We start from the raw sequence: 26,916 nt of genomic DNA on the forward strand, positions 1-26,916 counted from the left end.
TTTTATTTCCTTACTAGTTTGTTTATAGAACCGTGATATTGTTACAACCAACAATTTATTATTTCAATTTTCTGTATTATTTTTTCTTGCTATTAATTAACCAAATCTTCAGTATTTATAAATATTAATAAATATATAAGGTAATAAATGATAGGATATCAGCAAGAACAAAGAAGCCTAACAAAAGAACAAAAAGAAGCTGTTGGATTGCTTTCAATAGGGACTTTCCTAGAGTATTTTGACTTGATGTTATATATCCATATGGCGGCACTGCTGAATGAGTTATTTTTTGAGCCTACTGATCCTCACTCAGCATATTTAATGACAGCTTTTGCTTTTTGTTCAACCTATGTTTTTCGACCTATGGGAGCCTTAATATTTGGTTGGTTAGGTGATAATATAGGACGAAAAACAACTGTTATCATCACAACTTTTATGATGGCTTTTTCGTGTATTGTAATGGCTAATCTCCCTACTTATGCACAGATAGGAGTTACAGCTGCTTGGGTAGTTACAATCTGTCGTATTGTCCAAGGAATATCTTCTATGGGAGAGATAGTAGGGGCAGAACTTTATTTAGCTGAAACTATCAATCCCCCAGCACAATATGCTACTGTAGTATTGATAGTAGCTTTTTCTGCCTTAGGAGGTATAGCTGCTTTAGGAATTGCATCACTTGTTACTTCTCATGGTTTTAACTGGCGTATAGCATTTTGGGTTGGTGCAGTAGTGGCGTTGATTGGTTCTGTTGCTAGAACGGCACTGCGGGAAACTCCTGAATTTGCTGATGCAAAACGTCGAATAAAAATAGTTTTTTCAAAAACTAATACAAATACAAGCATTTTAGCAAATGATATAACTTGGAACGAGAAAGTTAATACAAAAACAGTAATAGCTCTCTTTTTATTACAATGTGCTTTACCGGTAAGTTTTTATTTTACCTATGTGCATTGTGGTAATATTTTAAAAACTACTTTTGGTTATACATCAACTGAAATTATTTATCATAATCTTATTGTTTCTATAGTACAGTTTTTAGGTATGTTAATGTTAACTTATATAAGTTATAAGGTATATCCATTATTAATTCTTAAAGTTAAGCTGATAATATTTTCTGTTTTTATTGTATTTTGTCCATATTGGCTGAATAATCTTCATTTGCCATTTGATCTACTTTTAATTCAGTCATTTGTTGTTTTATTTTGGAATGATATCGGACCTGCTGCTCCTATTTGTTATAAAAGTTTTCCTGTTTTTAAACGATTCACCTGTGCAAGCCTTACGTTTGCTTTATCACGTGCTTTAATGTATGTTATTATTTCTTTTGGATTAATATACTTAACAAAATACTTTGGTCACTATGGATTATTGATTATTATGATTCCTACAAGTATAGGTTTTGCATACGGGTTATTTCATTTTGAAAAGTTGGAGAAACAAGCTGGAAATTATCCTCAGAAAAAACTTTAAAATATAGAGAGAATGGGTCAATAGGTAAATTTTGGTAACAAAGTTTTATTAGTTCTTGCTCTGCTCTTGGTATTTCCAAATATGCACAAAGCGTTACAAAATGTTCTATTGTCTCTTGAATTATCTTCTTAGCTTTTTCAGGTGATTTAGCCCCGAGTGTTTGTAAGTTATGAATTCGGTCAAAAATTTTAATAAGTGCCACATCATATTTTTTTTGTTGAAATAATAAATTTAGTGTTTCCGCTGAGCTAATCTTGCCATGAGGCTTGACCCTAGTCAGGTCTTCTACTTGACTAGCAACCTTGCTGCCAAAGATGTAAGCAATCATCTTTTTGGTCAGTTCCGTATCTTCAAGGGTGTCGTGTAGTAATGCGGTAACAATCATGTCGGTTCTAAACAATCGTGGAATTTCTAGGGCTGTGTACTGGGCAACCATATAAGCTACTTCAATTGGATGAGAATAATAAGGCTCACCGGATTGTCTCATTTGGCTGCCATGATATTTTTTAGCATAGTAGATGCCTTTTTTGACTTCATAAATGTTTACTGGTTGCTTTACTTTTGTATTTAGCAACATTAATTCATTAAGCAACCTCTCAGCATATGCACAAGACTGGTATCTTGAATTATCCCAATAGTTAATCTCTTCCATAGAAAACCATAACATTTTAATTCTAAAGTTATTTTAAACTAAAATTTTGACTATTCAAAGCATTTACTACTTTTTATTGTTAAAAAGATGCATATTTTCTAATCCTGTTGTATAAATTACAGATTTATGAGATAATGCAACCAATTCTAGATGAAGATTTATTAGTCTTTCTAGGTACATGGTTCATAGTAGTTGTGGTTGGTTTATTATGACTTGGCAGATTCTTTGTTAATTCTAATGCTTTGGACTTTAAATCTTTTTCTTTAGAAGTAGCTTTAGCACTTTTCTCAATAAAACAACTCTGTATTGACTTGCCTGATGGTAGTTTGATGGCGTGATTGAACTTAGTTAGTTGCTCATTAAATACCTTTACATCCACTCCCTCAACTGGCAGCTGATCACGAGTTTGTTGTACTAATTTTACTAGTGCATCGATTTTAGGTTGCATAGATTTAGTAATTATTGGTTTATTTTCAGGTTTGACCTTATCAGCACAGTCTTGAGGTGTAAGTTGTAATGCTGCACCATACATGAGATCTCTCATATAAGTATCTTTCTCTACACCAACACCTTGTCTAAAACATTTAAACAAGGAGAGAGGAGCTTTTTCACTACCTAAAGTTAATGCAAACCAAAATTCCATAGCAACCATTTTCCAACATGCATCTATTTTTCTTTGTGCTTCATCCATATCCTCCATATCAGCGGCTAAGCCATAATAATACTCTCCCCAACGGTGATGATGTTCAGACGTGAGTTTATTTTGTGATGTTGATTTTGCCATAATACTACCTATTATTTATCTTTAAATCTTTTAATTCTGCTATAATATTACTAATCTCTTCCACCTCTACCTTTGCTAGGATCTTTAGTATTTGGGTTATTAAGATTTATAGAATTCGTTCTTTGTAATTGAGTGTCCTTATTTTCTTTACCACTTAATATTCCCATATGTTTCTCTAACTTATAATCAGAAATTATTTGTTTTGTATCGAACTCTTGTTGAGATGCTAGAACGGCTAGGCTTTTTGACGATAATGCACTTTTAGCAGGTGGTAAAGTAATAAAAGTTTGGGGCTGTTTTTCCGTTGGAGTTAATTTTTTAGCCATTTCCGTTGGAGTAACATCGTATATCTTATGAAATACTTCTTCCCAAAATTGTGCTGCATCTTCATTACATCTATTTTCCTCAGCTAACTCTTTATTAAGACAAATATTGTAAGCATGTTGTTTTATTTCTTGCTTGTATGCTTTGTACTGATCTATTTTCTTATCAACTAAATTACGGTAACCTTCATGATGTTTTTTCTGATTAGCCAACAAGACTCTTTCCGGGTGGTTCTCTGATAAATGCTTAACTTGTTCCTCACATTCCTCAATTTTCTTTATTTCATTAGAGTGATGTTCTCGTTCTATTTTAGCTAGCTTTTTAGTTAGCCGCATGTGTTTACTACGAGTATTTTCTTCTTTTATTTGTTCAGGTGTTTTCCCGAATTTCTGCTTTTCTTCCTCAGTAAGTTGCCGACCTGCTTTTATAGCTTCAAAGATTTCGTGTAAACTTTCATTATCTTTCCTTTGTCTATTAAGAGAATCATCATAAAAAGAATCAAAAGCTTTATAAATGCCTTGAACTTTATGCTCTCTATCAATTTCTTCTTGTTCTTTTACTAATCTTATGCCCTCATTGAAATCCACAACTTGGATTTGCTCAGTTGTTTCATAATAAAGAGTTTTACTTACTGCAGTTGCTATTAATTCCAGTACTCCAATATCTATCCCTAACTGACTAGCCATTAAAGCTAAACTACCAGCATCAGATATAATCAAAGCTAATTGTGTCCTTGAAGTAGCATTACGTACCCTCCCTTCAAGTTTTTCATATTCTTTTTTAATGAAATCCCTCTTAGAAGCATCATTATCTAAATCATTGGTCATTTTATACTTCACTTATATTTCACCATGTTAGGGTTTGATTAACTACTTTAATTATTAAAACTAATACTAAACTATTAGTCAAGCATTCTTAAATTGTAACCATTATTAATTTCTACTATTTTTTTATCTATAACTCGATAATCAAGTTTTTATTGAGTTATATAATTCAGGACAGTTTAAAAGTTATGAAAAGAAGCTGAGAAGATGTCATAATTCTCAACAACGGCATCACCTAGCCTTCGGATGCCACCCCTGCGTAGGCAGGGGTCTAAAAATGTATAACATCCTTCTTGGTTATTTTTTTAGATATACTGCTCGTAAATGAAGAGTTGGTAGACGATAGAATCAAAATCAACAAGTGCTAGGAGTGTCTAAGCCGAGGAGCGCAGCGTACATTAGTACGTGAGTACCGCAGGTCTTGGACAACGACAACGCAATTGTTGATTTTCATCGAGTATCCCAGCTTTCGCTAGGATGACATAAACTGCCATGAATTGTAACCTTCAGAAAAAAACTTGATTATCGAGTATAAAAACAATATCCAATAATTCACCAACATGGGATATGTGGATGATGGTCAATAACTCTCTGATCTCCGTTGATATTTTAGCAACATCTCCATTATTTATAAGCACTATGAATAGCAGCAACACCTAAAGTAAGATTCTTATAACTAACATCAGTAAAGCCGACATCCTTTAGCATAATTGCAAAACTCTCCTGATCTGGGAATACATTAATACTTTCCACCAAATATTGATAAGCTGATTCGTTGTTTGCTATAATTTTACCAATCTTAGGAATAATATTAAACGAATAAAACTGGTATAATTGCTTTAGACAATCGTATTCCACTTTAGAAAATTCTAAACATAAAAATTTACCCCCAGGCTTTAGTACTCGATATGCTTCTTTTAGGGCATTGTCAATTTTTGCCACATTCCTAATACCAAATGCTATAGTATAATAATCAAAACTATTATCAGGAAAAGGTAAGTTTTCTGCATCAGCAACGACATACTCTAATCCCTGTAATATATTACTATCAATAGCTTTGTGACGTGCTACCTCCAGCATATCATGATTTATATCACACATCGTTAACTGCACTAATACATTTTTTGCCGATGCTCGCTTTATTATTTTAAAAGCTATATCACCTGTACCACTTGCCACATCCAATATATTTGATTTTAAATTGGGGATTTGCCTAACAAATTCATCTTTCCATAAACGATGTATTCCTAAACTCATGAAGTCATTCATTACATCATATTTATTAGCAACACTAGAAAAGATATCTTTAACTAAATCTCTTTTCTGATCAAAGCTCACTTTTGAGAAGCCAAAATTTACTTGATCAGATTGGTTATCATTATTTTGCATATTACTACTTAGTGCTAAGTTGTTTATGTGTTATATTATGATATATAATGAATTATTAATACTATTAAAATGTAAAAATGCCAGAACTTCCTGAGGTTGAAACATTAAAACGTTGCCTAGAACAGCGAATAATAGGGGCTACCATCAATAAACTCGATAAGAGACGAGATGATATACGCTATAAACTAAGCGATCAGTTAGAGTCAAATGTAGAGTCAGCAAGAATTGTAGCTTTAAGGCGTAGGGCAAAATATTTGCTAATAGATTTGGATAATTATTATTCCATTATTGTACATCTTGGCATGACTGGTAGGCTGACGCTACAACCTAGTGATTATAAGCTACAAACGCATGATCATGTGGTTATATCTTTGACAAGTCGCGAGAAATTAGTTTTTAATGATCCACGACGTTTCGGGATGATTTATAGTATGCCAACAAACCTTGTCCTAGAAAAATTTTTACTAAATTTAGGTGTAGAACCTTTGTCAAATGATATGTCTGATGAGTATCTAAAAACAAAATTATTGAATCGCTCTGTTCCGATAAAAAATTTATTAATGGATCATCGGATTATTGTCGGTGTTGGTAATATATATGCTTCTGAAAGCCTTTTTATTGCTAAAATACACCCAAGCAGACTGGGTAGTAGTTTGTCAAACAAGGAAATAAGTAATTTGGTATTAGCCATTAAAAATGTTTTAATAAAGGCAATATCAGCAGGAGGTACTACTCTCAAAGATTTTGTTAGCGGTGATAGTAAACCTGGTTACTTCCAACAAGAATTGCAGGTCTATGCACGAGAAAATCAAAAATGCCTAAACTGCGAGGGAATAATAAGGAAAATAAAACAATCCGGCAGAACTAGTTTCTATTGTTCTATTTGTCAAGAATGAGAGGTATTAAAGGATTAGTACCGTTTAAGGTTGACAATTAAATTGTCACATAGTTATTGAATATATTTGTAATATTGTGGTTAATTGCATTATAATGAGGTTTATGTATAATAACTTTACTTTTATTGACTTATTCGCTGGGATTGGTGGTGTAAGAAGATCATTTGAGGCTGTTGGTGGTAACTGCGTTTACACTAGCGAGATTGATGCATCGGCATTAAAAACATATAGAGCTAATTTTAGCTGTGTTCATAAGATTGATGGTGATATAACACAAATACATGAACAAAATGTACCCCCTCACGATATTTTATGTGCAGGATTCCCATGTCAACCATTTAGTATAGCTGGGGTTTCAAAGCGTTGCTCTTTAGGAATTCCACACGGTTTTTTATGCAATACTCAGGGAACTCTCTTCTTTGATGTTGCAAGAATTATCAGCTACCATAAACCCAAAATCGTCTTTTTAGAGAATGTAAAAAATTTATTATCACACGATAAAGGTAAGACATTTGCAATTATTAAAAAAACACTCAGAGATTTAGGTTATGCTGTTTCTGAAAGGGTTATTGATGCACGGTATTACGTACCACAACACAGGGAAAGGCTTTTTATAGTAGCAAATAGGATAGATGCAAAAATAAATTTACATAAAATAGATTTGCCCAATACAAAACATATAATTAAAACAATATTTCATTGCCAAAATAATTCAAATAAGGATGACATTACTAATGGCTATGTCGAAAAAAATGGTAAAATTAATAAGAAATATACCCTTACGGACAAACTGTGGCAATATCTACAAGATTACGCAAAGAAACACCGTGCAAAGGGCAATGGTTTTGGTTTTAGTCTTTGCATGGATGATGACATTAGCAGAACTCTGTCAGCAAGATATTATAAAGATGGGGCTGAAATACTAATACATCAAGAAAACTCAAATCCTAGAAGATTAACTCCTAGGGAATGTGCAAGATTGATGGGGTTTTCGGATGATTTTAAAATTGTTGTTAGTGACACACAAGCATACAAACAGTTTGGTAATTCTGTGGTAATTCCAGTTGTTAAGGAAATTGCAGAATATATAACAAAATTTCTATAATTCATGAGAACTAACGTGCTATATTCTGGATTATTATCAGACTATTTTGAAATAGTAGCATTTAAAACATTAAGTAAAGTTGATACGATATTTGGCTCTAATCAACATGAATTTAATGGTGACCGTGCATTAAAAGAACTGTTTCGTTTGTACAATAATACTACACTCGAAAAGAAGCAAATATACTCTACTTTTATTTACTTAAACGAAGATGAATCACAAAATATCTTGCAATATGCCTTCCTGACTTGGTACGATGCTAGAGCAAAGAGTCATGATAAAACTGGTAGGAGTGAGTATCGACTATATTACCAAACAAACGATGCTACAAAACGAATGAAGAAAGGTGATTTCTTGGCTATTGCAAGAAAAAATGATGTATTTCATGTAATTATAGCACAGCATAACAGCACTGCAGAAAAACAAATTATGTGGCTCTTTGGAGTTGAAAAAATAGAAGATAATAATAAATTTCAGATTAAGAAAATTCAAAATACGAATAATAAAGTTACCTTTGCATCACGATTTATTTTGGATATTTTAGGCATAAAAGTCCAAGAATTGAATGAGAATTACTTAGACATAATGCAGAAAAGATTTGACAATAAAATACCAAGCACGAGTGAACTTTCGCAATTCACACTAGAGTTAATGCAAAAAGAAATTGACCCAATTGAAGAGCCGGATGTTGCAATTATGAGATTATTTGAAAAGGAAGAGGTTCTATACAAAACTCTTGAGAGGGTCAAGATAGTTCATAAATTACAAAATGGCTTTATTGAAAATAAAAATGTTGATGTTGACAGCTTCTTACAATTTTCATTATCTATACAAAATGCAAGAAAATCTCGAGCTGGTAAAGCTCTTGAGAATCATTTATCTTTTATTTTTAATGCAAACAAGGTGATGTATACACACAGCGGAATAACAGAAAATAAGTCAAAACCAGATTTTATTTTTCCAAATATTGCCAAATATCATGATATACATTTTGCAGATACTGGTTTATCAATGCTGGCAAGTAAAACAACTTGTAAAGATAGATGGAGACAAATCTTGTCTGAAGCAAAACGAATCAAGAAGAAGCATTTATTTACTTTAGAGCCAAGTATTTCAGAAAATCAAACACAAGAAATGAAGTCAAATGATTTAACGTTAGTTTTACCGAATGAAATAAAGGCAACTTATACAATAAATCAACAACAAGATATTATGAATTTAAAAGATTTTCTACTGCTTGTTAGAACAAGACAAAATAAATATATTAACCTCAACTATCGATGTAATTAAATTAATAGTAGGCTCAAGTAATCATCGCCATTAGGGGTGACATCACCCCCTACTCACCATTATGTCATCCCTGCTTGCGGGATCTAAAAAAAGTAGATCGAAGTACTGTTGAGCATTTTTAGACCCCTGCTTTCGTAGGGGTGACATCCGAAGGTACAGGGATGACACCCTAGGCTATAAACCGATGTCTTACATCGAATTGAGGTTATATTAATAACCTTAAAGTATACTGAACCATAAAGTAGACTTCCTGCATAAATCAATCTAGTTGGTGATTTTATCGCCGAAACTCGCCTTGCTCCGTAACAATCATCTGAGTACGCTGCAACACTCGGCTTCGTTTCTTCTAAAAATCCCGAAAGCTTTTTTGACTTATGCAAGAAGTCTAGCCTTTAAATTACAAGATGAAGTATTTAACACTTTCTAATAAGGCTGGATTCTCCCCTATTAGGCTTGACTCTTCTCCTAGATTATGACTTTTATAAGGATGACCTAAGTCATAACTTCCATAGTGATGATGATCCCACTGCTTTATAGAAGTTAGTACGGTATCACTAATTTTTTCATGTAATGTACTAATAGATGATTTAAGTGCTGTCCACATAGCCCCTATACTCCAACTAGAAATGTGACTTATAACTATTGGGCTTTCTACTAATTCTGTATTATTAGCTTCTAAAGACTCAAGCTCAGATTTAGTGCTATCAATCACTGTAGTAGTGCTATTTAGGGAAGATGCTTCTGTATCTACATCACAGCCTCTATCCTTTGGTGATATATCAGATTGGTTACTATCAACAATATGTTGTTCATTTAAAACTGTTACCTCTGTATTATCAAGATTATCGCTTGCTATATTAATAGAGTTAGTTTTTTCTTGTTGATCATTACAATCTTGAAACTCAGTCAGGGCTTCTTGCATAGGACTAGATTGCTGTTCTACATCATGTTGTTCTACCGTTTCTACATCACAGCTTAATGGATCAGTAACTATGTCTATTTGAAACTCTCTTGTTTCAGGATAAGTTATTGTTATATTTTTTAACTCCCCAACATCAGTAATAAACTCTATCTTTTCTTCCAATTCTATCGTTTCTTCATAATTTTCTACTACATAGGATATCTCAGTAGGTACAGGTTGCTGTTCTATATCATAATCTAGTTGATTTATTGGCTCATCAATATCTGTAATAGGGTCTTCATATTGAGACTCTATTGCTTCAAAGGAAGTTATTGATATATCACTTAACTCACCATTAATATCTATAGAATCCGTATTTTCTTCTTCTATATAATTCTTACTTTTCTCAGTATGTAATTTAATTATTTTTTTAGCGATATTATCTAGCTTGTCATTAGAAATATTGAGTTCTTTTTGGCTAAAAAATTTATGTGGAAAGCTAGTAGTAATTTTCTTTACAATTTCATCCTCATTCTTCTTCAAATATCCACTGTTAAAGCCAGCTAATACTGGCAATAATTTAGCTATAAGTTTCTCTTTTTGTTTTTCAGTGATTATTTTTTCACTATTTAACTGTTTAATCTCACTATTTAACTGTTCAATTGATAATAATATTATTTCCATAGAGGTAATAATACTATTCACAGAATCAGCAAATTTATGAATATTCTTTGCAGTGAGTTGCTGCTGATCAAAATAACCCCACTCCCTTCCCTTTTTGCCTTGGTTTATTTCTACTGCAAAATGCTTAAGTCCGGTTCTATTAATGACTGTCTTAAAAGACGGAGACACACCATAACCATTTTTTAACATATAATTTTGCACTTTATCAGGGATTGTTATATATTTCGTAACTTCCAAAGCAATATCTTTCGTACTAAATCTAGCCTCTTCATTCGAGTCGCTTAAAACTATCATACTAACAAGATCATCTTGTAAACGTCCAGTAACAATCTCTGTGATTCCTTCATTAGTTGATAATTTTTTAATTATATCTGCTCTATATTGCTCAATTTCCTCTTTAAACTTATTAATTTTTTTTGCCCCCTCTGATGTTGTCTTTATTTCATCAAGCCTTTTCTTTATATCTTTTATAGTCATAAATAGACTTAATGCACCTTTCTGATCATTATATAATAATGAGTGACACATTATCTGAAAAATATCCTTTGTTATATCAACTTCACCTTGATTGCCAGCTACTGTGCTAAAAAACTCTTTACGTAAATATTTCTCAAAAACATGTAGACTATTTTCCCTCAGCTTACTAATAATATCATCCACTTGTTGTGGCGTTTTAGATACAGCTAATTCGCTTGAAGATTCTGTGTTATCTACTTCCTTTGTTAAAGGAAAATCTTCCTGAACAAGTGTAACTGCATTTACTGTTAAAACATCTTGGGACATGTTCTTATATTTTTCTATAAAATTAAAAAAATCTTCCTGCCGTATCAAACGGATATTATGATTGCGAACGCACTGTAACATACTCATTCAAACAATGCAAGATAAAAATATATCTTCTGCTTCTTAGGACAGTTTCAAAGTCACAATCACCAGTTGGTATATGTAGTAGTATTAACTATCAAGGATGTCATCACCCCCTGCGAAAGTAGCAGACGTATAGGCTATTTTTTTAGATTCCACTACCTGCACGGGAATGACATTGAATAGGAATGGAAGCAAATTTTGACGACAAAATTACCATAACTCTTCTATTAATGCTATGGTATTAGCCCTTAGATCTAGGTCATAATCTATGGTGTTATTTATTATTCGCTTGATATTTGCAAATTTTGTTATCAAATAATTAGGGGAATTAGAACGCAATTGATTAAATATTTTATTCTCTAATTCATTGAATTCAATATTGATATTGAGAGATTTTTTAGTAATTCTATTAACTAGATATAGCATGCTACAAGCAAAATCTCCCCATAATTCCTTGTTTTTACTAGTAAACTCTTCGATAAGATCTAACCTCACTTTAGGATTTGCATAGTTAGCAATATACGTCGTAAATTTAACATATATATCGCTTCCCACTAAGCGATTTTGTGATTTTATGTTAATTTTAGCACATCTAGATCTTATAGTACTTATTATTCCGGCAGCCCTTGAGGTAATCAAGAAAATAAAACCATCCTTTGGCGTATCTTCTAAAAGTTTAAGACAGGAATTTGCTGCATTGAGATTCATTAGATCTGCTTGATAAATAACAGCTACTCTATATTTAGAGATTGATGATGTTCTATAAAAAAATTGCTGTAAATCTCTAATTTGGTCAACAGATATGTCTTTGACACTGCTCGTCACAGAATTATCCCTAGCTACTAACCGATAATCTGGATGATTTGTTAATTGAATTTTATCTACAATCAAACTGCTTTCTATAAATATAAGCAAATCTTCTAAAGCTTTTGCAGTATCATCAACATCAATCAGCCAACTATTATAAAGCCTGGCCTGTTTGAATCTACATTCAAGATATTCTTTGATCATTCTGCTAATGGCATAATAAAATAAGTTTCTAGGCTTTGCCAACATGGGTCAGAAACGCCAACATAAGTAATGGTACTTGTATGGCAAAAGCGATGTCAATCCCTACATAGGCAGGGATGACACTAGCTTTGTTGTATTGAACTCAGAGTACTTAAACTTGCACACTTGGTAAAAACTACAATATTTTATAGAAGCAAGTTCTAAGTAAAACACGAAGTTACGAATTATTACAGGCTTCCTTCATTTTCTTACCGGCTCTAAATACTGGTTGTTTATAGGCAGAAATATGCATTTTCTCACCAGTTTTTGGATTACGACCTTCACGTGCAGCTCTACTTTGTATATGGAAAGAACCAAACCCCACTAGGTTAACGTCCTCACCACGACTAAGTGCTTTAAGTACACTGTCTACAACCCAAGTAAGGGCTTTCTCTGCATCACTTTTTGAATGACCTGCTTCAGCCATTAATGCTACTAATTCTCCTTTATTCATATGATCAACTCTCCAAATAAATTGTTAACATTTCAGACATTAATGTATTTAGTATACTCAAATGATTTGGAGCATTGGATTTGAAAATGAGGAACAAGCGGAGCGTACATAAGGTACGTTGCCTTGATCTTTTCAAAAAACAATTCTTCAAAGCAGAAGAGTATATACTAACATGCCAGCAAGATTTGTTATATCTCGTTGGCTAGATTATAGCAAACACTAAATTGACTGCAACTGAGACTTCTTTAGAACTTTTGAATATATTATTTTATAATCTAATTTCAATAAAATTGTATCTATTTTACATCAAGTTAGTTTCTTATCCTGTAGTTAGGAGGTAGTTTAACTAGTCTTATAACTAATAATTAAACTTTAAAACTAGTTGATAGTATATTATTTTTGCTTAAATGAAATAATTAGTTGAAAATCATAATAGTTTATATATTATACCTTTCTTATTTAATATATAAAAAGGTAACTTTTATGATCACTAGACTATTCTACATATTATTTATTTCAATTTTTAGTTTAAATGTTAGTGCTAATCCAACTCCATTGGGTTTTGAATTAAATAAAGCAAGTATAACAGATGTAGAACAAGTATATCAGATTACCAAAAAAGAGAGGAATCATTGGGATGGATATAATTATTATGTTAATGTTAGAGATGTCAAATTAGAGGGGCTGACTGAGTTATTAGTAATATGTAATGATGATAATATTATCCAAGCAATCATCTTAACGATAAATAACGATAAATTCACAGAGTTTTATGAGTTACTTTCAGAAAAATATAAACTCACCCATAGCCAAAACCCTAATTTAGGTAATAAGGAGATTAGATTTGCCGATGGTGGTTGTACTATTATATTAGATGCTCCATTCCTTAGCTTTAGTATGAGTCTTATATACATAACAGATGAGTTTCTAACAAAATTTAAAGGTAAGCAAAAAGAAGAAGAAAAAGTAAAAAAAGCAAAAGGTAAAGAATTGCTATAATTCAATTATGGGAGTTTTTGAAGTATAAGCCCAACAAACATAAGCCACTGCAAGGGCATCTGCTTGATCAAAGTTATTGATTGCAATTGCTCCTGGTAGTAAAAGTTTAATCATTTGCAGAACCTGATTTTTTTCAGCATGACCATAACCCACTACCGATTTTTTGATAACATTAGGTTTAAATTCTTGAAAAGCAATATCATATCCTCCTATAAGTGACATGACTGCTCCTCTAGCATATCCCAATTTTAAAGATGAAACACTATTCATATTAACAAATGTCTCCTCCATAGCAACAATAGCAGGTTTATATTGTACTATTATCTTTTGCAAGGACGAGCTAATGAAAGCTAGCCTTTTATGCATTGGTTCGCTTGATTTAGTCTTTATAACCCCACTATCTAAATATTTCAGAGGATCGGTATCGATTACCCCCCATCCCATACCAGCTAAAGATGGGTCAATTCCTAGTATAATCAAAATTATTCCCCCACTAATAGATTTTTTATAAAATTACTTCAGAAGAATGAAGTTTTACATCTTTTATTATTTGTTCATGAACCTTTTTTAAAAATACATTGTCTGTGATATTCTAAATAATCCGAACGTCTTTCATGCAACGATAAATCATATTGCTTATTTGGAATCAATCCCAATCTTTTTGTATTCAACGGTGATAAATAAGGTGAAACAAAAATTGTACCTTCATTTGAAAAAGTTATAAACCCTTGGTCAAATAACCTATCATAAGTTGGCGTTAAAAGTAATCCATTGTATTTATCAATACGTTCTCTGTCATTTTCGCAAACCGCCCAAGGTTTTATATGGCTTGCAATCAGCATTCTCTCATCATTTACTCTTGTTATTAAACATTCACCCATTTCATCAATAACGCTAGTACGATATTTACCTTGTCCTTTTCTTGCGTAAATGATTTCTTTCTTCTTATCTTGTCCTAGTGTTTTATCTTCTTCAATTTCCTTTTCTTTTTCTGCTATAATTGCACTATGATGCCTTGGATCATAAAAATAATTTAAATATGGTCTAAAATAAAAAACCTCTTTATTATCAATATTTTTCAGTTTCAAGATTGATATATAAGTAATTTCAGGTAAAACAATTTTTCTAAATTCTTTATAAAATATGTCTCCACGCATTGAAGTGATGTAATATCTAGAATCTCCACCGGCCAGTGATTCAGTAAATTCAAAAAACAATACATCCTCTTTTTCTTCAAGCATTTTGTTATTCTCAAGCCAGTAATCAGTTATATTTTCACGATAAACTTGTTCTTTATTCTCATATTCAAATTTTGCGTCTTGCAAATACTCTAACAAATCTCTTTTTAATAAAAATCCCGTCATTGAGGTTTTTTTAAAAAACGATTGTTTTTCTATGCTTTTTCTTGAACCGATGTATAATTTTGCTTCTCCATTACCTCTTGAATAATCAAGTTTATTTCGTCTATGCACAAAACAATCAGGTATTGCAATACTATCAAATGTATTAATATTAATGTATTTCTGCCCCAATAATGTTAGTTCATTTTCCATAAATAGACTTAAGTAAATTTACTAATACATCAACAACAATGCTATTACCAGTTTGTTTATATGCTTGTGTATCACTAACAACAATTTTGAATTCATCAGAAAAACCCATTAATCTTAAACATTCTCTAGGGGTTAGTTTTCGTAATTTATCGCCTCGTGTAATGTAATTATCAACTCCTGCCCTATGCATTTTTGCCATTGTTGATAGAAGAGGTCTTGCAATTGATAAATCTATTGCAGGTTTTGAATAAAAATCCCTTGTTCCACTTGATAAAACGTAGTTTTTTACTTTCTCAGAAAGATAATATTTATCCATTACAAAATCCCCGTGCCAATTAAATTGTTGATTGGCTTTTTGACATAATGCAATTTTACCGTCAATTTGTGTATATTTCTTATTTAAGTTCTTGTTATCTGAAACAAATTTAATACCCTTTTCAGGTAAAAAATATTTTACCTCAGGGTTATCAACCAATAAATTTTGCATTGTTATTTCAAGGGGGATCGGTTTAGGAAATTCAAAACTTTGTTCTTCTAAAAAACCAATAACAAATAGTCTTTCTCTATTTTGTGGTATGCCATAATCTCTTGAATTCAAAACTTGTTTATAATATGTATAACCTAGTCCTTTTATGGTTTCTTCAATTGTTTCCCAAGTCTTACCACTATTATGAGATAATAGACCTTTTACATTCTCAAAAATAAAAATCTTGGGCTTTATTTCGTCAACTAATCTTGCAAACTCAAAGAACAAATTTCCTCTATCGTCCTCAAGCCCTTTCCTTTTTCCAACCATTGAAAAAGATTGGCAAGGACTTCCCCCAACAAATAAATCTATTTTATTTTTATATTTATTGCCATCGAGTACTTTTACGTCATTGTACCATTGATTTTCGTTGATTTTATAATTAGCAAAATATGTTTGTTTGCAATATTTATCAATATCACAAGCAAAAACAATATGGTGGTCTATTTGCAATCTTTGCAATGCGTGTTCTATTGCACCAATTCCACTAAATACGGTTGCTATGTTAATTTTCTTCATGTAATCAAACTTAAATATGTGTTAGGTTTATCTATGTCTGCAAACCATTTTGTATTGTATACTGCAAAAAGGTGAAAGCCGCTACTATAGAACCTTTTGCACTCATTAAATATAAGATATTTCACTTAAATCACCCTTTTTTAAAACTTTGATATAAAACTGGAATAACAAATATAGTGAAAAGAGTTCCTATACTCATTCCTCCAACTATTACCAAACCAATAGAATTTTGAGCGGCTGCTCCTGCTCCAGAACTAATCACTAATGACATTGCCCCAAAAATGGTTGCTAGAGTAGTCATTAGAATAGGTCTAAGTCTTAAGCTAGAGGCTCTAGTTACAGCTTCTCTAACACTTAGTCCTTGGTCTCTTAAGTTATTAGCAAATTCTACTATCATAATAGAATTTTTTGTTATCAAACCAATTAAAGTGATCAAGCCAATATTACTATACATATTAAGCGTATTACCACATATTAAGAGCATTAATACCCCTCCAGTAATTGAGAATGGTACAGCAATAAGTATTAATATAGGATCAGTAAAACTTTCAAATTGTGCTGAAAGTACTAAATAAATAAACAACAAAGCAAATAAGAAAGTAACAATAAGACTACCTTGCGATTCTGTCATTCTTTTAATCTCTCCAATATATTCTAATGTAGTTGTGCTACTATCCAATAATTCATCAGCTATAGTATTTATCGAATTTATGGCATCGGTAATTTTTTGGTTTGGAGCTAAACCTGACGAAATCGTTACCGATCTAGAATTATTATAGTGGTTATAATACTTAATAGACACTGTCTCAACCATATTAGCGACTACACTTAATGGCAGCAAATTATTAGTTGGTTTATTGGTTGGTATCAGTATCTTACTAAAATGATCGGTACTATTACGGTATTTTAAATTATATTGCATAGTTATATCATACAGATTATTGCCCATTCTGAAATCACCAATTTTTCTTCCTGCCAGCAAATATTGCAATGTTATCCCTATATTTTCTAAACTCATACCAAGCAGATAAGCTTTATCTCGGTTAACAATTACGTCAATTGTCGGCATAGAAGCATTTAAATCTCTACCCACATCGATAAAAACTGGATCTTTCTTCATTCTATTAACGAATTTCTGTGATATTTGATCTAACTCGTCATATTCAAGCGAGGTTTGCAAAGTAAACTCAACAGCATTTCTAGCATTACCACTAAACAACGAAGGATGATCATTAACAAAAATCGACATTCCAGCTATTTGTTGAAATTGCTTATTAAGCATATTTTTTATAGCTTCTTGTGACATTGACCTTTCCTTCCAATCTTTAAGAGATACGAAGGCAAAAGCACTGTTACTACCTCCCCAGCCAATTACTGTCAAATAACCTGCTATATCTTTATGAGGACTAAGTATTTTCTCAGCTTCTGCTACTATTTTTTCTGATTGTTTAATACTAGAACCTTGAGGACCAGAGAAGAAAACTTGTAATAAACCATCATCTTCCTGAGGAATAAAAACTTTTTTGACAAAGATAAAACTAACAACTAGTACAACTAAAGATAGTGCAATAATAAGTGAGAATTTCTTTTTATGATCAAGAGCAAGATCTAAATAGTACAAATACTTGCTTTGTACTAATTTAATGAACTGATCAAATTTAACTAAAAACCCTAAAGGAGGTTGATCATTTTTGTTAATCATTCGACTTGCCATCATTGGCGTTAAAGTAATCGCCACAAAACCGGAAAATAAAACGCAGAATGCTAAGGTCCAAGCAAATTCAATGAATAACTTGCCCATAAATCCATCAATAAACCCTATTGGTAAGAATACTGAAACAAGTGTTATAGTCATCGCTACAATGGCAAAAGCAATTTCCTTAGATGCAAGAAAGGCAGCTTCTATAGGAGAATGCCCCATCTCATTGTACCTAAAAATGTTTTCTAACATTACTATTGCATCATCTACTACCAAGCCAATAGCTAATATCATTGCTAAAAGGGTAAATATATTGATAGAAAATCCTAAATAATACATAACAATAAACGTACCAATTAATGATATCGGAACAGTTACAAATGGTATGAGGGTGATTCTTACTGATGCCAAGAACAGGTATATTACTACCATAACCAAAACTAGTGCTTCCATGATAGTGAAGAACACTGATCTGATTGAAGCCCTAACTGGAATTGATTCATCATAGGCTATATCAATTGTTATACCCTTAGGTAGATTTTTTTTTATTTTATCTAGTGAAGATCTAACCTCTTTGGATAAATCAAGTATGTTTGCCTTCGATTGTTTTATAAGACCAAGTGCTATCGAGTTTTTTCCGTTATATCTAAAAATTACCTCAGTATCTGGAGGGGCTAAATATATTTTAGCAATATCTCGTAACTTTAATATATTAGCATCTTTCACTTTTAGTATAATTTTTTCAAACTCTTCCGGTTTACTTAAAGAACCATCTAATCTTACAGCAAAATCACGTGCAGCTGTTTTAATAGTTCCCGCTGGATAATAGATATTTTGTTTTTTTATAGCACTCTCAATTTCTAACACTGACATTTTATGCTGATATAATTTTACCGGATCTGGTTCTATACGCATAGAGTAATCTTTAGCACCATATATCTCAACCTGACCTATTGTTTCAAGTTTGTCTAAAATGGTTTTTACGCTATCTTGAACAATTTGGGTTAATTGTAAATCATCATATACATCACTACTGATACTTAAATACAAACTAGCGGAATTATCTGCATCCATCTTATCAACATAAGGCATGCTCATATCTTGGGGGAAGGAACTTATATTAGAAATTTTAGACCGAACATCGTTTAATGCTGTTTCTATATCAGCCGATGATAGAAACCTTAAAGTAATATGGCTGCTACCTGTAGAGCTTTGTGAAGTGATAGTATCAAGGTTTTTGACAGTTTTTAGTGCTTTTTCAATACGAGTTGTTATCTCTTTCTCCATATAAAGAGCATCTGCCCCAGGGTAATCTGCATATACTGTTATTACAGGAAAAGAAATATCGGGAATAGCCCTAATTTGCAGTTTAGTAAAAAATACCGCCCCTAAAATAACAACCACTAGACTCAACACTGTTGCAAATACTGGACGTTTTATACATATTTCACTTAAGTACATATTATCAATAAATCCTACTCAACTCCAATTACTAGTCTTTTTTCAATAATTTTAGCTAATTTACTGATAATTATTACCATAACATAGTAACAAAGTCCTGCTATTAACATAGGAGTAAAAAAAGTAAGATGTTCAGCCGATACTAGCTGAGCTCTCCGCATTAAATCCATTTCACCGATCATTGATATAATCGCCGACTCTTTGATTAAATTAATAAGCTCATTAACTAGTGAAGGTAAAATATTTCTTATGGCTTGAGGCAAGATAATATCTTTCATCATTAATCTCTCGGGTATAGCTAATGCTTTAGCTGCCTCAATCTGCCCTTTATCAACACTATTAATTCCAGCTCTAATTATTTCCGAAACATATGCCCCAGAGTTTAATGAGAAAGCTATGCTACCAGCAACGAAGACACCAAGCTTAATACCAATTACACTAGGTAAACCAAAATAAATTATGCTAAGTTGTATAAGTAATGGAGTACCACGAAAAACAGATGTATAGAAATTAGCAAACAGTCTTAACGCACAACTTTTACTTACCTTACAAATTGCTAGTAAGATACCAATAATCAATCCTAATAACACTGAAACTATACTGTATTTCAGTGTTACTACCATCCCTTGCATAATAAAATATATAGAAGAAAAATCAAGTAATTGCTCAAACATCTAACACTCTTAAGTAATCTCCATTAATAAAGCCAATGAATACCAGTGTACTCAGGCGGGAATGATGTCATCTACCGTCTTAAGAGTCAAGAGTAAAAAACATTATTTTATATAAATTTTGTTATCTTTTAACATAGAATTTAAACAAATAATAATTTTACGCATGACAGCTACCAATGCAACTTTAGCCGGTTTACCCGATTCAATTAAGCAGTCGTAAAAGACTTTCATTTTATAGCTAACCCGAAAAGGTTTAAGGCATATTAATGTAATAGCCTTGATGTCATTCCCGCTTCGGTCAGGAATCATTAGATACTATATATCCCTACCTACGCAGGGATGACGTCCACAACCGTTGAAAGTTAAAAACTATAATTCATTACAACCAAAAATTATACATAAATAATAATCTAACATTTATAATTTTAAATCTACAAGATTAGGCTCTCCGCTGCAAAATAACACTATATCTTTGATAATTTCTGTCTCAAGCAATGACCTATCTATTTTGTATAATTTATCTACTTCATTTAGTTTATCTTCATCTATTAAATTCATAATTTCTGATATTTGTATATTGTTCAACTTTCTGTATTTATATGAACTTAATTTGCATATAATCCTTAGTTGTATTTTAGCACCTTTTTTAACTTTCAACAGTTGTGGGATGACGTCCCCTAAGTCTAAAGATGTGGGTAATAGTAAGCTCACAACTAACCTGAGGTTAACTGAGTTCACACATAGACCATGATTGACTTTGTCCTATTGGTGGACTGTAAAAAATGGGAGAACAATTTTTAAGATATATAATTGTCCCTCCTAAAAGTCTATGGATAGCACGATAAACACCACTATGTGCAATAATTAAAACTGGCTCTTGAAAGCTGAGTGTACTATTTAAACCACGCAGAACTCTCTTGTCAAAATCATTTACATATTCTGCTCCTTGGTGAGGATTGCCATCTAGCCATCTTTTCAGAATATTATCATCAATGGGTTGGCCTTCATATTCACCCCAACAACATTCTGCTAACTCCGGGACAATTGTAAGATCAACTTTTAGCTTTTCATTGACGATCTCAGCAGTCCTGTATGCTCTCATAAGCGGGCTTGTGACAATATGCTTTATATCCTTTTCTCCAAGAATATCAGAGGCTTCCCGTGCTTGGTTTTCTCCAGTTTGATTGAGAGGAATATCCTGCACACCCATGTAAATATGGTGTCTATTCCAATCTGTTTCACCATGACGTAAAAAATAAAAAGGTTTTAAGGGAAGCTTCATAACTGTAATCTCTCATGCATAGTCATAAAACCTTGTGGTGCAGGATTTTCTTCTACAAAAGTCAGAATTTGCTTGGCAATCTCAAAAGGTGACCGGCTCATAGTATCAACTGTTAAATCATATTCTCGCAGGCTACCTGCATGGACTCTATCTATTTGGTCATTAGATAAACCTATAGCACGATCACAGCGTAAAATTTCTCGCTCCTGCATCACTGAAAGATCACAAAAAACTCCAACAAAATAGACAATATACCCTTTCAAGACTTTTATGTAAGATTTGAGGTAAACATCATCAAATAAGACTTCATCGATAATGATATTGTTTCCTCGACCTGCAAGCAAATTAGTAAAATCTGGCATGATACCAAAGAGTTGTTCACCTTTTGCTCCAACCTCAACACGCATGGTTGGCCCACGGTCATTTATCCCCGGAACGAAGGAAAAGTATCTAACATCCGGTTTATCATCAGATAAGCATGGTAATGGTGTCATACTAATAAAAGTATCTATGCCAAAAGTAAGCCAAGAATCCTTACTTAAATACTGTATTGCTCTTGCGATAGATGTTTTACCAGCAGAACCACATCCATTTAAAAATATAATTTTACTCATATGTACAGCTCCTCCAAGGTGGAACGCACAAAGAAACAGTTTGGTTTTTTACAGTAATAACTGTGTTTTGTAATGAATGATAGTCGTCCACTCTAATTAAAGTTATGGCATTATTCTTATAGCTTGAACATACTACTCCAATTTTTGTATTATTTGCCATAATTTCATCATCTTTTGAGATATCTAGATTGTCTGTAGTAGCAGATAATTTAAATATTTTTTTCCTTACTACTCCTTGGTATTTTGTTCTTGAAATAACTTCCTGTCCAATATAGCAACCCTTGGTATAACTTACAGCGTTTAATTCCTCACAGCCATATTCGACCGGAATGGATCTGTTGAAAATTAGATCCTCATACCCATCAACTATGGCAAAATTATATTTATCTTGCAGGTATAGTCCTGCTGTTCCTGCAGTTATTGGTACATCTTTACTAACAATGGAACGGAAACCGAGTTGATCATAACGAGGGTCTTTATATCCATTAAATTCCAACTGTTGTTTTGAGTAAATAACCTGATAGATGTTAGTTAAGTCGTTCACTTCAATTTTAGCACGTAATTTATACCGCACTAAGTGATTTTTAAATAAATCAGACTGATTAACATTTATATCAATAAAAAACCTTGTTGCTGCTAGTTTTAATACAAAGAAATCAAATAAATACCTTCCTTGATTACTTAGAGCATAACTATAACAATAATTATTATTTTTTATATCATTAGTTGTCAAATTATGCAAGAAATTCATCGCATCATCACCAACAACTTCAATAATTGCTCTATTTGTTAATATTTCATGCATAATTACCAACTATGATATTTTAATTGACTTTAATAAGTTTTATAATACTATATTATACTGATGCAACAGTTGTTTGCTATAAATTATTTATTATATGAGATGTGCTTCCTACTGTACGACTTCTGAATATAAGATGAATGACTTAGTAATAAATCTCAATAAGATTGGTCTTGAACCTAAACACTTCGATGATGTACTATATATTCAAAAAGAACAAGTAAAAAACTTAGACCCTATAGATGTTTTCTTTTTCCCATTTGGCTGTGTTACTATATGGGGAGCTGAAGAAAGCCAAGAAAAAATGATTCTAGAAGACATAGTAGCTCTGCAAGCTAATCAAACTGACGAGATAATGTCTGACTTTATCTATTTTGATTATGATGAAACTACAGGTAAAACCTTTATAGATGAAGAAAAAAACCAAATCATTCTAGCAGATAAATCAACTTTTATAAAATTATCTATATCGCATGCTTTAGCTCAGTCAGTTAAGCTTAGTGTACTGGAAAAATCAGTAAGTAATTTAATTGTAAAAACAACACCGATTCAACAAGAGCTAGCCAGCACTGGTAGTGTATCACTTTCCAAAAAAGAAATATCCCAACAAATTGGCATATTATTTAACGAACGATATTCTATTAATTTACACAGCGATATACTAGATACTCCTGAATTTTTTTGGCGTCGTCCTAGTTATGAGCCTTTATACTTAATGACGGCAGAGTTTCAAGATATTCAAATTCGTCAGAATATTCTTAACCATCGACTGAACATGATCCATGAACTCTACAATATTTTGTCAAATGACTTAAACTATAAACACTCAACTAGACTTGAATGGATCATTATAATATTAATTACCATAGAAGTTGTACTATCCCTTGTTCACGATAAACTCTTTTTCAAAATAATTGGTTATCTTCTGAATAAAATTTAACTATTCACCTTACGTATAGCATTTAAAAATTGCAGAAAAGTACAAGACGTCTATTAGCGAGACCACGTGAGTGTAGTGGCAATCATAGTACCCTACATTTTTTATGTCACTACTGTTAAGAGTTCTTCCGAGCGTCATTGCGAGGAGTCGCTGAAAGCGGCGACGCGGCAATCCAGGATACGCGAAGCGTTACTCTAAAAAAACAGCTTCGCTGTTTACCTAGATCGCCACGGCATCTAAAGATGCCTCGCGATGACGATTATGATGACGATTATAGAAAAATGTAGGGTACTATGGTCGCAGCTCCTCGCAATGACGCTAGGCTGTTTTTCCTATGACTTTACATATGGATTCTCAGTTTTAGTATAAGTAAATCTTATTGGCACACCGGGTAAATTAAAAGCTTCTCGCAAGTTGTTTACAAGGTATCTAGTATAACTATCCGTGATTTTCTCAGGATTATTAGAGAATAGTTTAAAAGTTGGTGGGCGAGTTTTTGTTTGGGTCATATATTTAATTCTAACACGTCTACCACCTTTTTGTAAGGGCAGCGGATGTTGCTCGAGTGCAAAACCTAACCAATTATTCAGTTTACTGGTAGCAATTTTTTTATTCCATAAAGTATAAATTTTTATAGCCTCATCTAGTACCATATTAATATTCTGCTTTTTTAAGGCTGATATGAATATTATCGGTACTCCTTTAACTTGCGGTAGATTAGTTTCCATCTTATAAAGAAATTCTTCCTTAAATTTATCTTTATTTTTCCCTTCAATTAAATCCCACTTATTAACTACTATGAGCAGGCTTCTGCCCTGCTCTATAACATAACTGGCAATATTCAGATCTTGTTGCTCCAAATTCGTTCGTGCATCAACCATCAGAATAACAGTATTAGCAAACTTAATACTATTAATAGTATCAGAAGCTGATAATTTTTCTAAGGACTTGTTAATAGCTCCCTTTTTTCTTAGACCAGCCGTATCAATTAATTTAAATTTATTATCATTATATAGCCAATCAATTTCTATAGATTCCCTTGTTATACCGGCTTCAGGTCCTGTTAACAATCTTTCATTGTTAATAATACTATTAATAAGAGTAGACTTTCCTGCATTTGGTCTACCACTCACCACTATTTGTATACAGTCAGCCTTTATTGGATCAGTTAATTCTTCCTCTAATTCCTCATCTCCTAATTCTTCAGTTATTGCATCGTGTAAATCTGCCATACCAACACCATGTTCTGCAGAAATTGGCACTACATTATCAAAACCAAGCTTGTAGTATTCTTTAGCAAAATCAAACCGTCCTTCACATTTATTGACAATCAACACAGATTTTTTATCATATCTTCTGATAAAATTAGCAAAAAACTTATCTTCCGGTAATACGCCATCCTTACCATCCACCATAAGGCATAGCAAGTCTGCTTCTAGAATGGCTTCTACAGTCTGTTGCATCATTCTATATTCTAATTTTTCACCGATTGCTTCTTCTAAACCAGGAGTATCAATTACCGTAAAATCAAATGGCCCAATTTGGGCATCAGAGTATTTTCGATCACGTGTTACCCCCGGGAGATCATGTACGATAGCCTTTTTCCTGATAGCCAAACGATTAAAGAGCGTAGACTTCCCTACATTGGGTCTACCAATAATCGCCACAATTTTTTTATGCATCACCTTTATATTATCATAATAATTCATTAGCACTAATACCCAAATACGCGAATTAGGGATAAGAATTAACTAATTCTTATCCCTAATTGGGGTAAATCATTTGAATATTGCAGTATTTGAGTATATTATTAACACTTAATTATATAAAATTAAAGCATAAACAGACTTCTAAAGGACAAATATTATGCATAATGGCAGTTCTAATAATCTTTATTATGCACTAGAAGGCTTTAAAACTATGCTTATTCCAATGCGAGCAAACATAGAAATTTTAGAGCAGTGGTTTAAAAATAGTAATAATCCTATAAAAGATAGCGGCTATACTCACGTTATGTCAGCATATTTGACGCTTGCTGAAAGGATGACTAGAACATACAAGAAGCCAAAATTTAACATTAATGAATGTATTATTGATGGTACGTCTTATGTGGTTAAAGAAAAAACAGTTGCTACTAAAACATTTTGTCAATTAAAGCATTTTAGCAAAATTGGTATTAAACAAAAAATGCCAAAGTTATTAATAATCGCTCCACTGTCAGGACACCATGCTACCTTACTTAGGGACACTGTAACTGAAATGCTCCCATACGCAGATGTATATATTACAGATTGGCTTGATGCAAGCACTATACCTAATCAACTTGGTAAATTTAACTTAGATGATTTTATAGACTACTTAATTGAGTTTATGACGCTTCTAGGAGCAAATCTGCACACTATGGCAGTATGCCAACCAACAGTCCCCCTTCTAGCTGCCATTAGTATAATGTCTGCAAATAATGATGTAAATGTGCCGCGGTCAATGATTTTGATAGGTGGACCTATTGATGCAAGGCTTAATCCTACAGATGTTAACTTGTTTGCAATCCATAAAAGCATGCAATGGTTTTGCCAAATGATGATTACATCCGTCCCCTTTAACTATCCTGGTTACGGAAGAAATGTCTATCTAGGATTTGTACAACTTATGGGTTTTATCAGTTTAAATATTCCTCGGCATATTAATTCGCATTTGGATTTACTACAAAATTTGCTAGATGGCAACCTTGAAAAAGCTAATCATACCATAAAATTTTATGATGAATATTTAGCCACTATGGATATGACATCGGAATTCTATCTTCAAACAATACAAGAAGTATTTAAAGATTTTGCTCTTGCCAAAGATGAATTTGTCTCAAAAAATCGTAAAGTTCATTTAAAAAATATAACAAAATGTGCTTTACTAGGCATCGAAGGCGAGAATGACGATATAGCTGCGGTTGGACAAACTAAAACTGCATTAGATTTGTGTTCCGGTATTCCTATGGTAATGAAAAAATATCATTTACAAAAAGGAGTTGGGCATTACGGCTTATTTAGTGGTAGCAAATTCAAACAGTTTATTGTCCCAATAATTAGGGATTTTATATATAGTTGTCAAAATTAGACTTCTAATGCAAAAAAGTTATTGCATTAACTGTTAATCCGTTTAT

General features: G+C 32.4%; 24 protein-coding genes. 7 read left to right on the forward strand and 17 right to left on the reverse strand.

The window, feature by feature from the left end; translation table 11 throughout:
• Window positions 1–147 precede the first annotated feature (147 nt).
• Window positions 148–1,470, forward strand: coding sequence for an MFS transporter (locus tag ACN1AG_RS06525; RefSeq protein ID WP_417904781.1), 1,323 nt, complete (start codon window positions 148–150; stop codon window positions 1,468–1,470).
• Here the strand turns inward: ACN1AG_RS06525 and ACN1AG_RS06530 are convergent.
• From ACN1AG_RS06530 to ubiE, 4 genes are all read right to left on the reverse strand, one after another.
• Entirely contained in the window at window positions 1,385–2,122 is a 738-nt protein-coding gene (locus ACN1AG_RS06530; RefSeq protein WP_417905608.1) for an HD domain-containing protein, read from the reverse strand. The genes ACN1AG_RS06525 and ACN1AG_RS06530 overlap by 86 nt on opposite strands.
• Before the next feature lie 124 nt (window positions 2,123–2,246).
• Complete coding sequence (locus ACN1AG_RS06535; RefSeq protein ID WP_417904782.1) at window positions 2,247–2,906, reverse strand: hypothetical protein; 660 nt, start codon at window positions 2,904–2,906, stop codon at window positions 2,247–2,249.
• 50 nt (window positions 2,907–2,956) lie between these two features.
• Window positions 2,957–4,057: a hypothetical protein gene (locus ACN1AG_RS06540; protein WP_417904783.1), complete on the reverse strand. Its 1,101-nt coding sequence runs from the start codon at window positions 4,055–4,057 to the stop codon at window positions 2,957–2,959.
• A 621-nt stretch (window positions 4,058–4,678) separates the two neighbouring features.
• Window positions 4,679–5,443, reverse strand: coding sequence for a bifunctional demethylmenaquinone methyltransferase/2-methoxy-6-polyprenyl-1,4-benzoquinol methylase UbiE (gene ubiE, locus ACN1AG_RS06545; RefSeq protein WP_417904784.1), 765 nt, complete (start codon window positions 5,441–5,443; stop codon window positions 4,679–4,681).
• Window positions 5,444–5,520: 77 nt separating this feature from the next.
• On the opposite strand from ubiE, the gene mutM reads away from it, so the two are divergent.
• From mutM to ACN1AG_RS06560, 3 genes are all read left to right on the forward strand, one after another.
• Window positions 5,521–6,339, forward strand: a complete 819-nt coding sequence (mutM, locus tag ACN1AG_RS06550) for a bifunctional DNA-formamidopyrimidine glycosylase/DNA-(apurinic or apyrimidinic site) lyase (RefSeq protein ID WP_417904785.1) — start codon at window positions 5,521–5,523, stop codon at window positions 6,337–6,339.
• Window positions 6,340–6,442: 103 nt separating this feature from the next.
• Window positions 6,443–7,444, forward strand: coding sequence for a DNA (cytosine-5-)-methyltransferase (dcm, locus tag ACN1AG_RS06555; RefSeq protein WP_417904786.1), 1,002 nt, complete (start codon window positions 6,443–6,445; stop codon window positions 7,442–7,444).
• Window positions 7,445–7,447: 3 nt separating this feature from the next.
• The gene (locus ACN1AG_RS06560; RefSeq protein ID WP_417904787.1) at window positions 7,448–8,734 is read left to right on the forward strand and encodes a type II restriction endonuclease; all 1,287 of its coding nucleotides are present in this window, start codon (window positions 7,448–7,450) and stop codon (window positions 8,732–8,734) included.
• Window positions 8,735–9,131: 397 nt separating this feature from the next.
• Here the strand turns inward: ACN1AG_RS06560 and ACN1AG_RS06565 are convergent, their stop codons facing one another.
• From ACN1AG_RS06565 to ACN1AG_RS06575, 3 genes are all read right to left on the reverse strand, one after another.
• On the reverse strand, window positions 9,132–11,102 hold the full coding sequence (locus tag ACN1AG_RS06565; RefSeq protein WP_417904788.1) for a hypothetical protein: 1,971 nt from the start codon (window positions 11,100–11,102) through the stop codon (window positions 9,132–9,134).
• 294 nt (window positions 11,103–11,396) lie between these two features.
• On the reverse strand, window positions 11,397–12,197 hold the full coding sequence (locus ACN1AG_RS06570) for a DNA polymerase III subunit delta' (protein WP_417904789.1): 801 nt from the start codon (window positions 12,195–12,197) through the stop codon (window positions 11,397–11,399).
• 217 nt (window positions 12,198–12,414) lie between these two features.
• Entirely contained in the window at window positions 12,415–12,690 is a 276-nt protein-coding gene (locus tag ACN1AG_RS06575; protein WP_341754294.1) for an HU family DNA-binding protein, read from the reverse strand.
• Between the two features lie 483 nt (window positions 12,691–13,173).
• Between ACN1AG_RS06575 and ACN1AG_RS06580 the strand changes: the two genes are divergently transcribed.
• The gene (locus tag ACN1AG_RS06580; protein ID WP_417904790.1) at window positions 13,174–13,689 is read left to right on the forward strand and encodes a hypothetical protein; all 516 of its coding nucleotides are present in this window, start codon (window positions 13,174–13,176) and stop codon (window positions 13,687–13,689) included.
• Here the strand turns inward: ACN1AG_RS06580 and ruvC are convergent.
• From ruvC to ACN1AG_RS06625, 9 genes are all read right to left on the reverse strand, one after another.
• A complete protein-coding gene (gene ruvC / locus ACN1AG_RS06585) occupies window positions 13,684–14,169 on the reverse strand; it encodes a crossover junction endodeoxyribonuclease RuvC (RefSeq protein ID WP_417904791.1) in 486 nt (161 codons plus the stop codon). The genes ACN1AG_RS06580 and ruvC overlap by 6 nt on opposite strands.
• A 74-nt stretch (window positions 14,170–14,243) precedes the next feature.
• On the reverse strand, window positions 14,244–15,242 hold the full coding sequence (locus tag ACN1AG_RS06590) for an HNH endonuclease (RefSeq protein WP_417904792.1): 999 nt from the start codon (window positions 15,240–15,242) through the stop codon (window positions 14,244–14,246).
• Window positions 15,232–16,287, reverse strand: a complete 1,056-nt coding sequence (locus ACN1AG_RS06595) for a DNA cytosine methyltransferase (protein WP_417904793.1) — start codon at window positions 16,285–16,287, stop codon at window positions 15,232–15,234. Before ACN1AG_RS06595 ends, ACN1AG_RS06590 begins: the two co-directional genes overlap by 11 nt.
• Before the next feature lie 130 nt (window positions 16,288–16,417).
• Window positions 16,418–19,447 (reverse strand): efflux RND transporter permease subunit, encoded by a 3,030-nt coding sequence (locus ACN1AG_RS06600; protein ID WP_417904794.1) that lies wholly within the window; start codon window positions 19,445–19,447, stop codon window positions 16,418–16,420.
• A 14-nt stretch (window positions 19,448–19,461) separates the two neighbouring features.
• Window positions 19,462–20,121 (reverse strand): amino acid ABC transporter permease, encoded by a 660-nt coding sequence (locus ACN1AG_RS06605; protein ID WP_367363931.1) that lies wholly within the window; start codon window positions 20,119–20,121, stop codon window positions 19,462–19,464.
• Between the two features lie 417 nt (window positions 20,122–20,538).
• The gene (locus ACN1AG_RS06610) at window positions 20,539–20,706 is read right to left on the reverse strand and encodes a hypothetical protein (protein ID WP_417904795.1); all 168 of its coding nucleotides are present in this window, start codon (window positions 20,704–20,706) and stop codon (window positions 20,539–20,541) included.
• 139 nt (window positions 20,707–20,845) lie between these two features.
• On the reverse strand, window positions 20,846–21,403 hold the full coding sequence (locus ACN1AG_RS06615) for a histidine phosphatase family protein (RefSeq protein WP_417904796.1): 558 nt from the start codon (window positions 21,401–21,403) through the stop codon (window positions 20,846–20,848).
• The gene (locus ACN1AG_RS06620) at window positions 21,400–22,017 is read right to left on the reverse strand and encodes a chloramphenicol phosphotransferase CPT family protein (RefSeq protein ID WP_417904797.1); all 618 of its coding nucleotides are present in this window, start codon (window positions 22,015–22,017) and stop codon (window positions 21,400–21,402) included. Before ACN1AG_RS06620 ends, ACN1AG_RS06615 begins: the two co-directional genes overlap by 4 nt.
• Window positions 22,010–22,822 (reverse strand): YgfZ/GcvT domain-containing protein, encoded by an 813-nt coding sequence (locus ACN1AG_RS06625; RefSeq protein WP_417904798.1) that lies wholly within the window; start codon window positions 22,820–22,822, stop codon window positions 22,010–22,012. The genes ACN1AG_RS06620 and ACN1AG_RS06625 overlap by 8 nt, the downstream gene beginning before the upstream one ends.
• 133 nt (window positions 22,823–22,955) lie before the next feature.
• Between ACN1AG_RS06625 and ACN1AG_RS06630 the strand changes: the two genes are divergently transcribed.
• Window positions 22,956–23,759 carry an RMD1 family protein gene (locus ACN1AG_RS06630; RefSeq protein WP_341754284.1) on the forward strand — a complete coding sequence of 268 codons (804 nt, stop codon included), beginning with the start codon at window positions 22,956–22,958 and terminating at the stop codon, window positions 23,757–23,759.
• A gap of 332 nt (window positions 23,760–24,091) precedes the next feature.
• Here the strand turns inward: ACN1AG_RS06630 and der are convergent, their stop codons facing one another.
• Window positions 24,092–25,441, reverse strand: a complete 1,350-nt coding sequence (gene der, locus ACN1AG_RS06635) for a ribosome biogenesis GTPase Der (RefSeq protein ID WP_417905609.1) — start codon at window positions 25,439–25,441, stop codon at window positions 24,092–24,094.
• Window positions 25,442–25,625: 184 nt separating this feature from the next.
• On the opposite strand from der, the gene phaZ reads away from it, so the two are divergent.
• Window positions 25,626–26,870, forward strand: a complete 1,245-nt coding sequence (phaZ, locus tag ACN1AG_RS06640; protein WP_417904799.1) for a polyhydroxyalkanoate depolymerase — start codon at window positions 25,626–25,628, stop codon at window positions 26,868–26,870.
• Window positions 26,871–26,916: the final 46 nt, after the last annotated feature.

Origin of the sequence: Candidatus Tisiphia endosymbiont of Micropterix aruncella (assembly GCF_965178575.1) — a bacterium.
Taxonomy (GTDB): Bacteria; Pseudomonadota; Alphaproteobacteria; order Rickettsiales; family Rickettsiaceae; genus Tisiphia.

Bases quoted from the DNA above. Each gene is read 5' to 3' on its own strand.
- ACN1AG_RS06570 (WP_417904789.1), bottom strand. From the start codon at position 12,197: ATGATCAAAGAATATCTTGAATGTAGATTCAAACAGGCCAGGCTTTAT.
- dcm (WP_417904786.1), top strand. From the start codon at position 6,443: ATGTATAATAACTTTACTTTTATTGACTTATTCGCTGGGATTGGTGGT.
- der (WP_417905609.1), bottom strand. From the start codon at position 25,441: ATGCATAAAAAAATTGTGGCGATTATTGGTAGACCCAATGTAGGGAAG.
- mutM (WP_417904785.1), top strand. From the start codon at position 5,521: ATGCCAGAACTTCCTGAGGTTGAAACATTAAAACGTTGCCTAGAACAG.
- ACN1AG_RS06600 (WP_417904794.1), bottom strand. From the start codon at position 19,447: ATGTACTTAAGTGAAATATGTATAAAACGTCCAGTATTTGCAACAGTG.
- ACN1AG_RS06595 (WP_417904793.1), bottom strand. From the start codon at position 16,287: ATGAAGAAAATTAACATAGCAACCGTATTTAGTGGAATTGGTGCAATA.
- ACN1AG_RS06580 (WP_417904790.1), top strand. From the start codon at position 13,174: ATGATCACTAGACTATTCTACATATTATTTATTTCAATTTTTAGTTTA.
- ACN1AG_RS06530 (WP_417905608.1), bottom strand. From the start codon at position 2,122: ATGGAAGAGATTAACTATTGGGATAATTCAAGATACCAGTCTTGTGCA.
- ACN1AG_RS06560 (WP_417904787.1), top strand. From the start codon at position 7,448: ATGAGAACTAACGTGCTATATTCTGGATTATTATCAGACTATTTTGAA.
- ACN1AG_RS06605 (WP_367363931.1), bottom strand. From the start codon at position 20,121: ATGTTTGAGCAATTACTTGATTTTTCTTCTATATATTTTATTATGCAA.
- ACN1AG_RS06590 (WP_417904792.1), bottom strand. From the start codon at position 15,242: ATGGAAAATGAACTAACATTATTGGGGCAGAAATACATTAATATTAAT.
- ACN1AG_RS06540 (WP_417904783.1), bottom strand. From the start codon at position 4,057: ATGACCAATGATTTAGATAATGATGCTTCTAAGAGGGATTTCATTAAA.
- phaZ (WP_417904799.1), top strand. From the start codon at position 25,626: ATGCATAATGGCAGTTCTAATAATCTTTATTATGCACTAGAAGGCTTT.
- ACN1AG_RS06565 (WP_417904788.1), bottom strand. From the start codon at position 11,102: ATGTCCCAAGATGTTTTAACAGTAAATGCAGTTACACTTGTTCAGGAA.
- ACN1AG_RS06525 (WP_417904781.1), top strand. From the start codon at position 148: ATGATAGGATATCAGCAAGAACAAAGAAGCCTAACAAAAGAACAAAAA.
- ACN1AG_RS06615 (WP_417904796.1), bottom strand. From the start codon at position 21,403: ATGAAGCTTCCCTTAAAACCTTTTTATTTTTTACGTCATGGTGAAACA.
- ACN1AG_RS06575 (WP_341754294.1), bottom strand. From the start codon at position 12,690: ATGAATAAAGGAGAATTAGTAGCATTAATGGCTGAAGCAGGTCATTCA.
- ubiE (WP_417904784.1), bottom strand. From the start codon at position 5,443: ATGCAAAATAATGATAACCAATCTGATCAAGTAAATTTTGGCTTCTCA.
- ACN1AG_RS06535 (WP_417904782.1), bottom strand. From the start codon at position 2,906: ATGGCAAAATCAACATCACAAAATAAACTCACGTCTGAACATCATCAC.
- ACN1AG_RS06625 (WP_417904798.1), bottom strand. From the start codon at position 22,822: ATGCATGAAATATTAACAAATAGAGCAATTATTGAAGTTGTTGGTGAT.
- ACN1AG_RS06630 (WP_341754284.1), top strand. From the start codon at position 22,956: ATGAATGACTTAGTAATAAATCTCAATAAGATTGGTCTTGAACCTAAA.
- ACN1AG_RS06620 (WP_417904797.1), bottom strand. From the start codon at position 22,017: ATGAGTAAAATTATATTTTTAAATGGATGTGGTTCTGCTGGTAAAACA.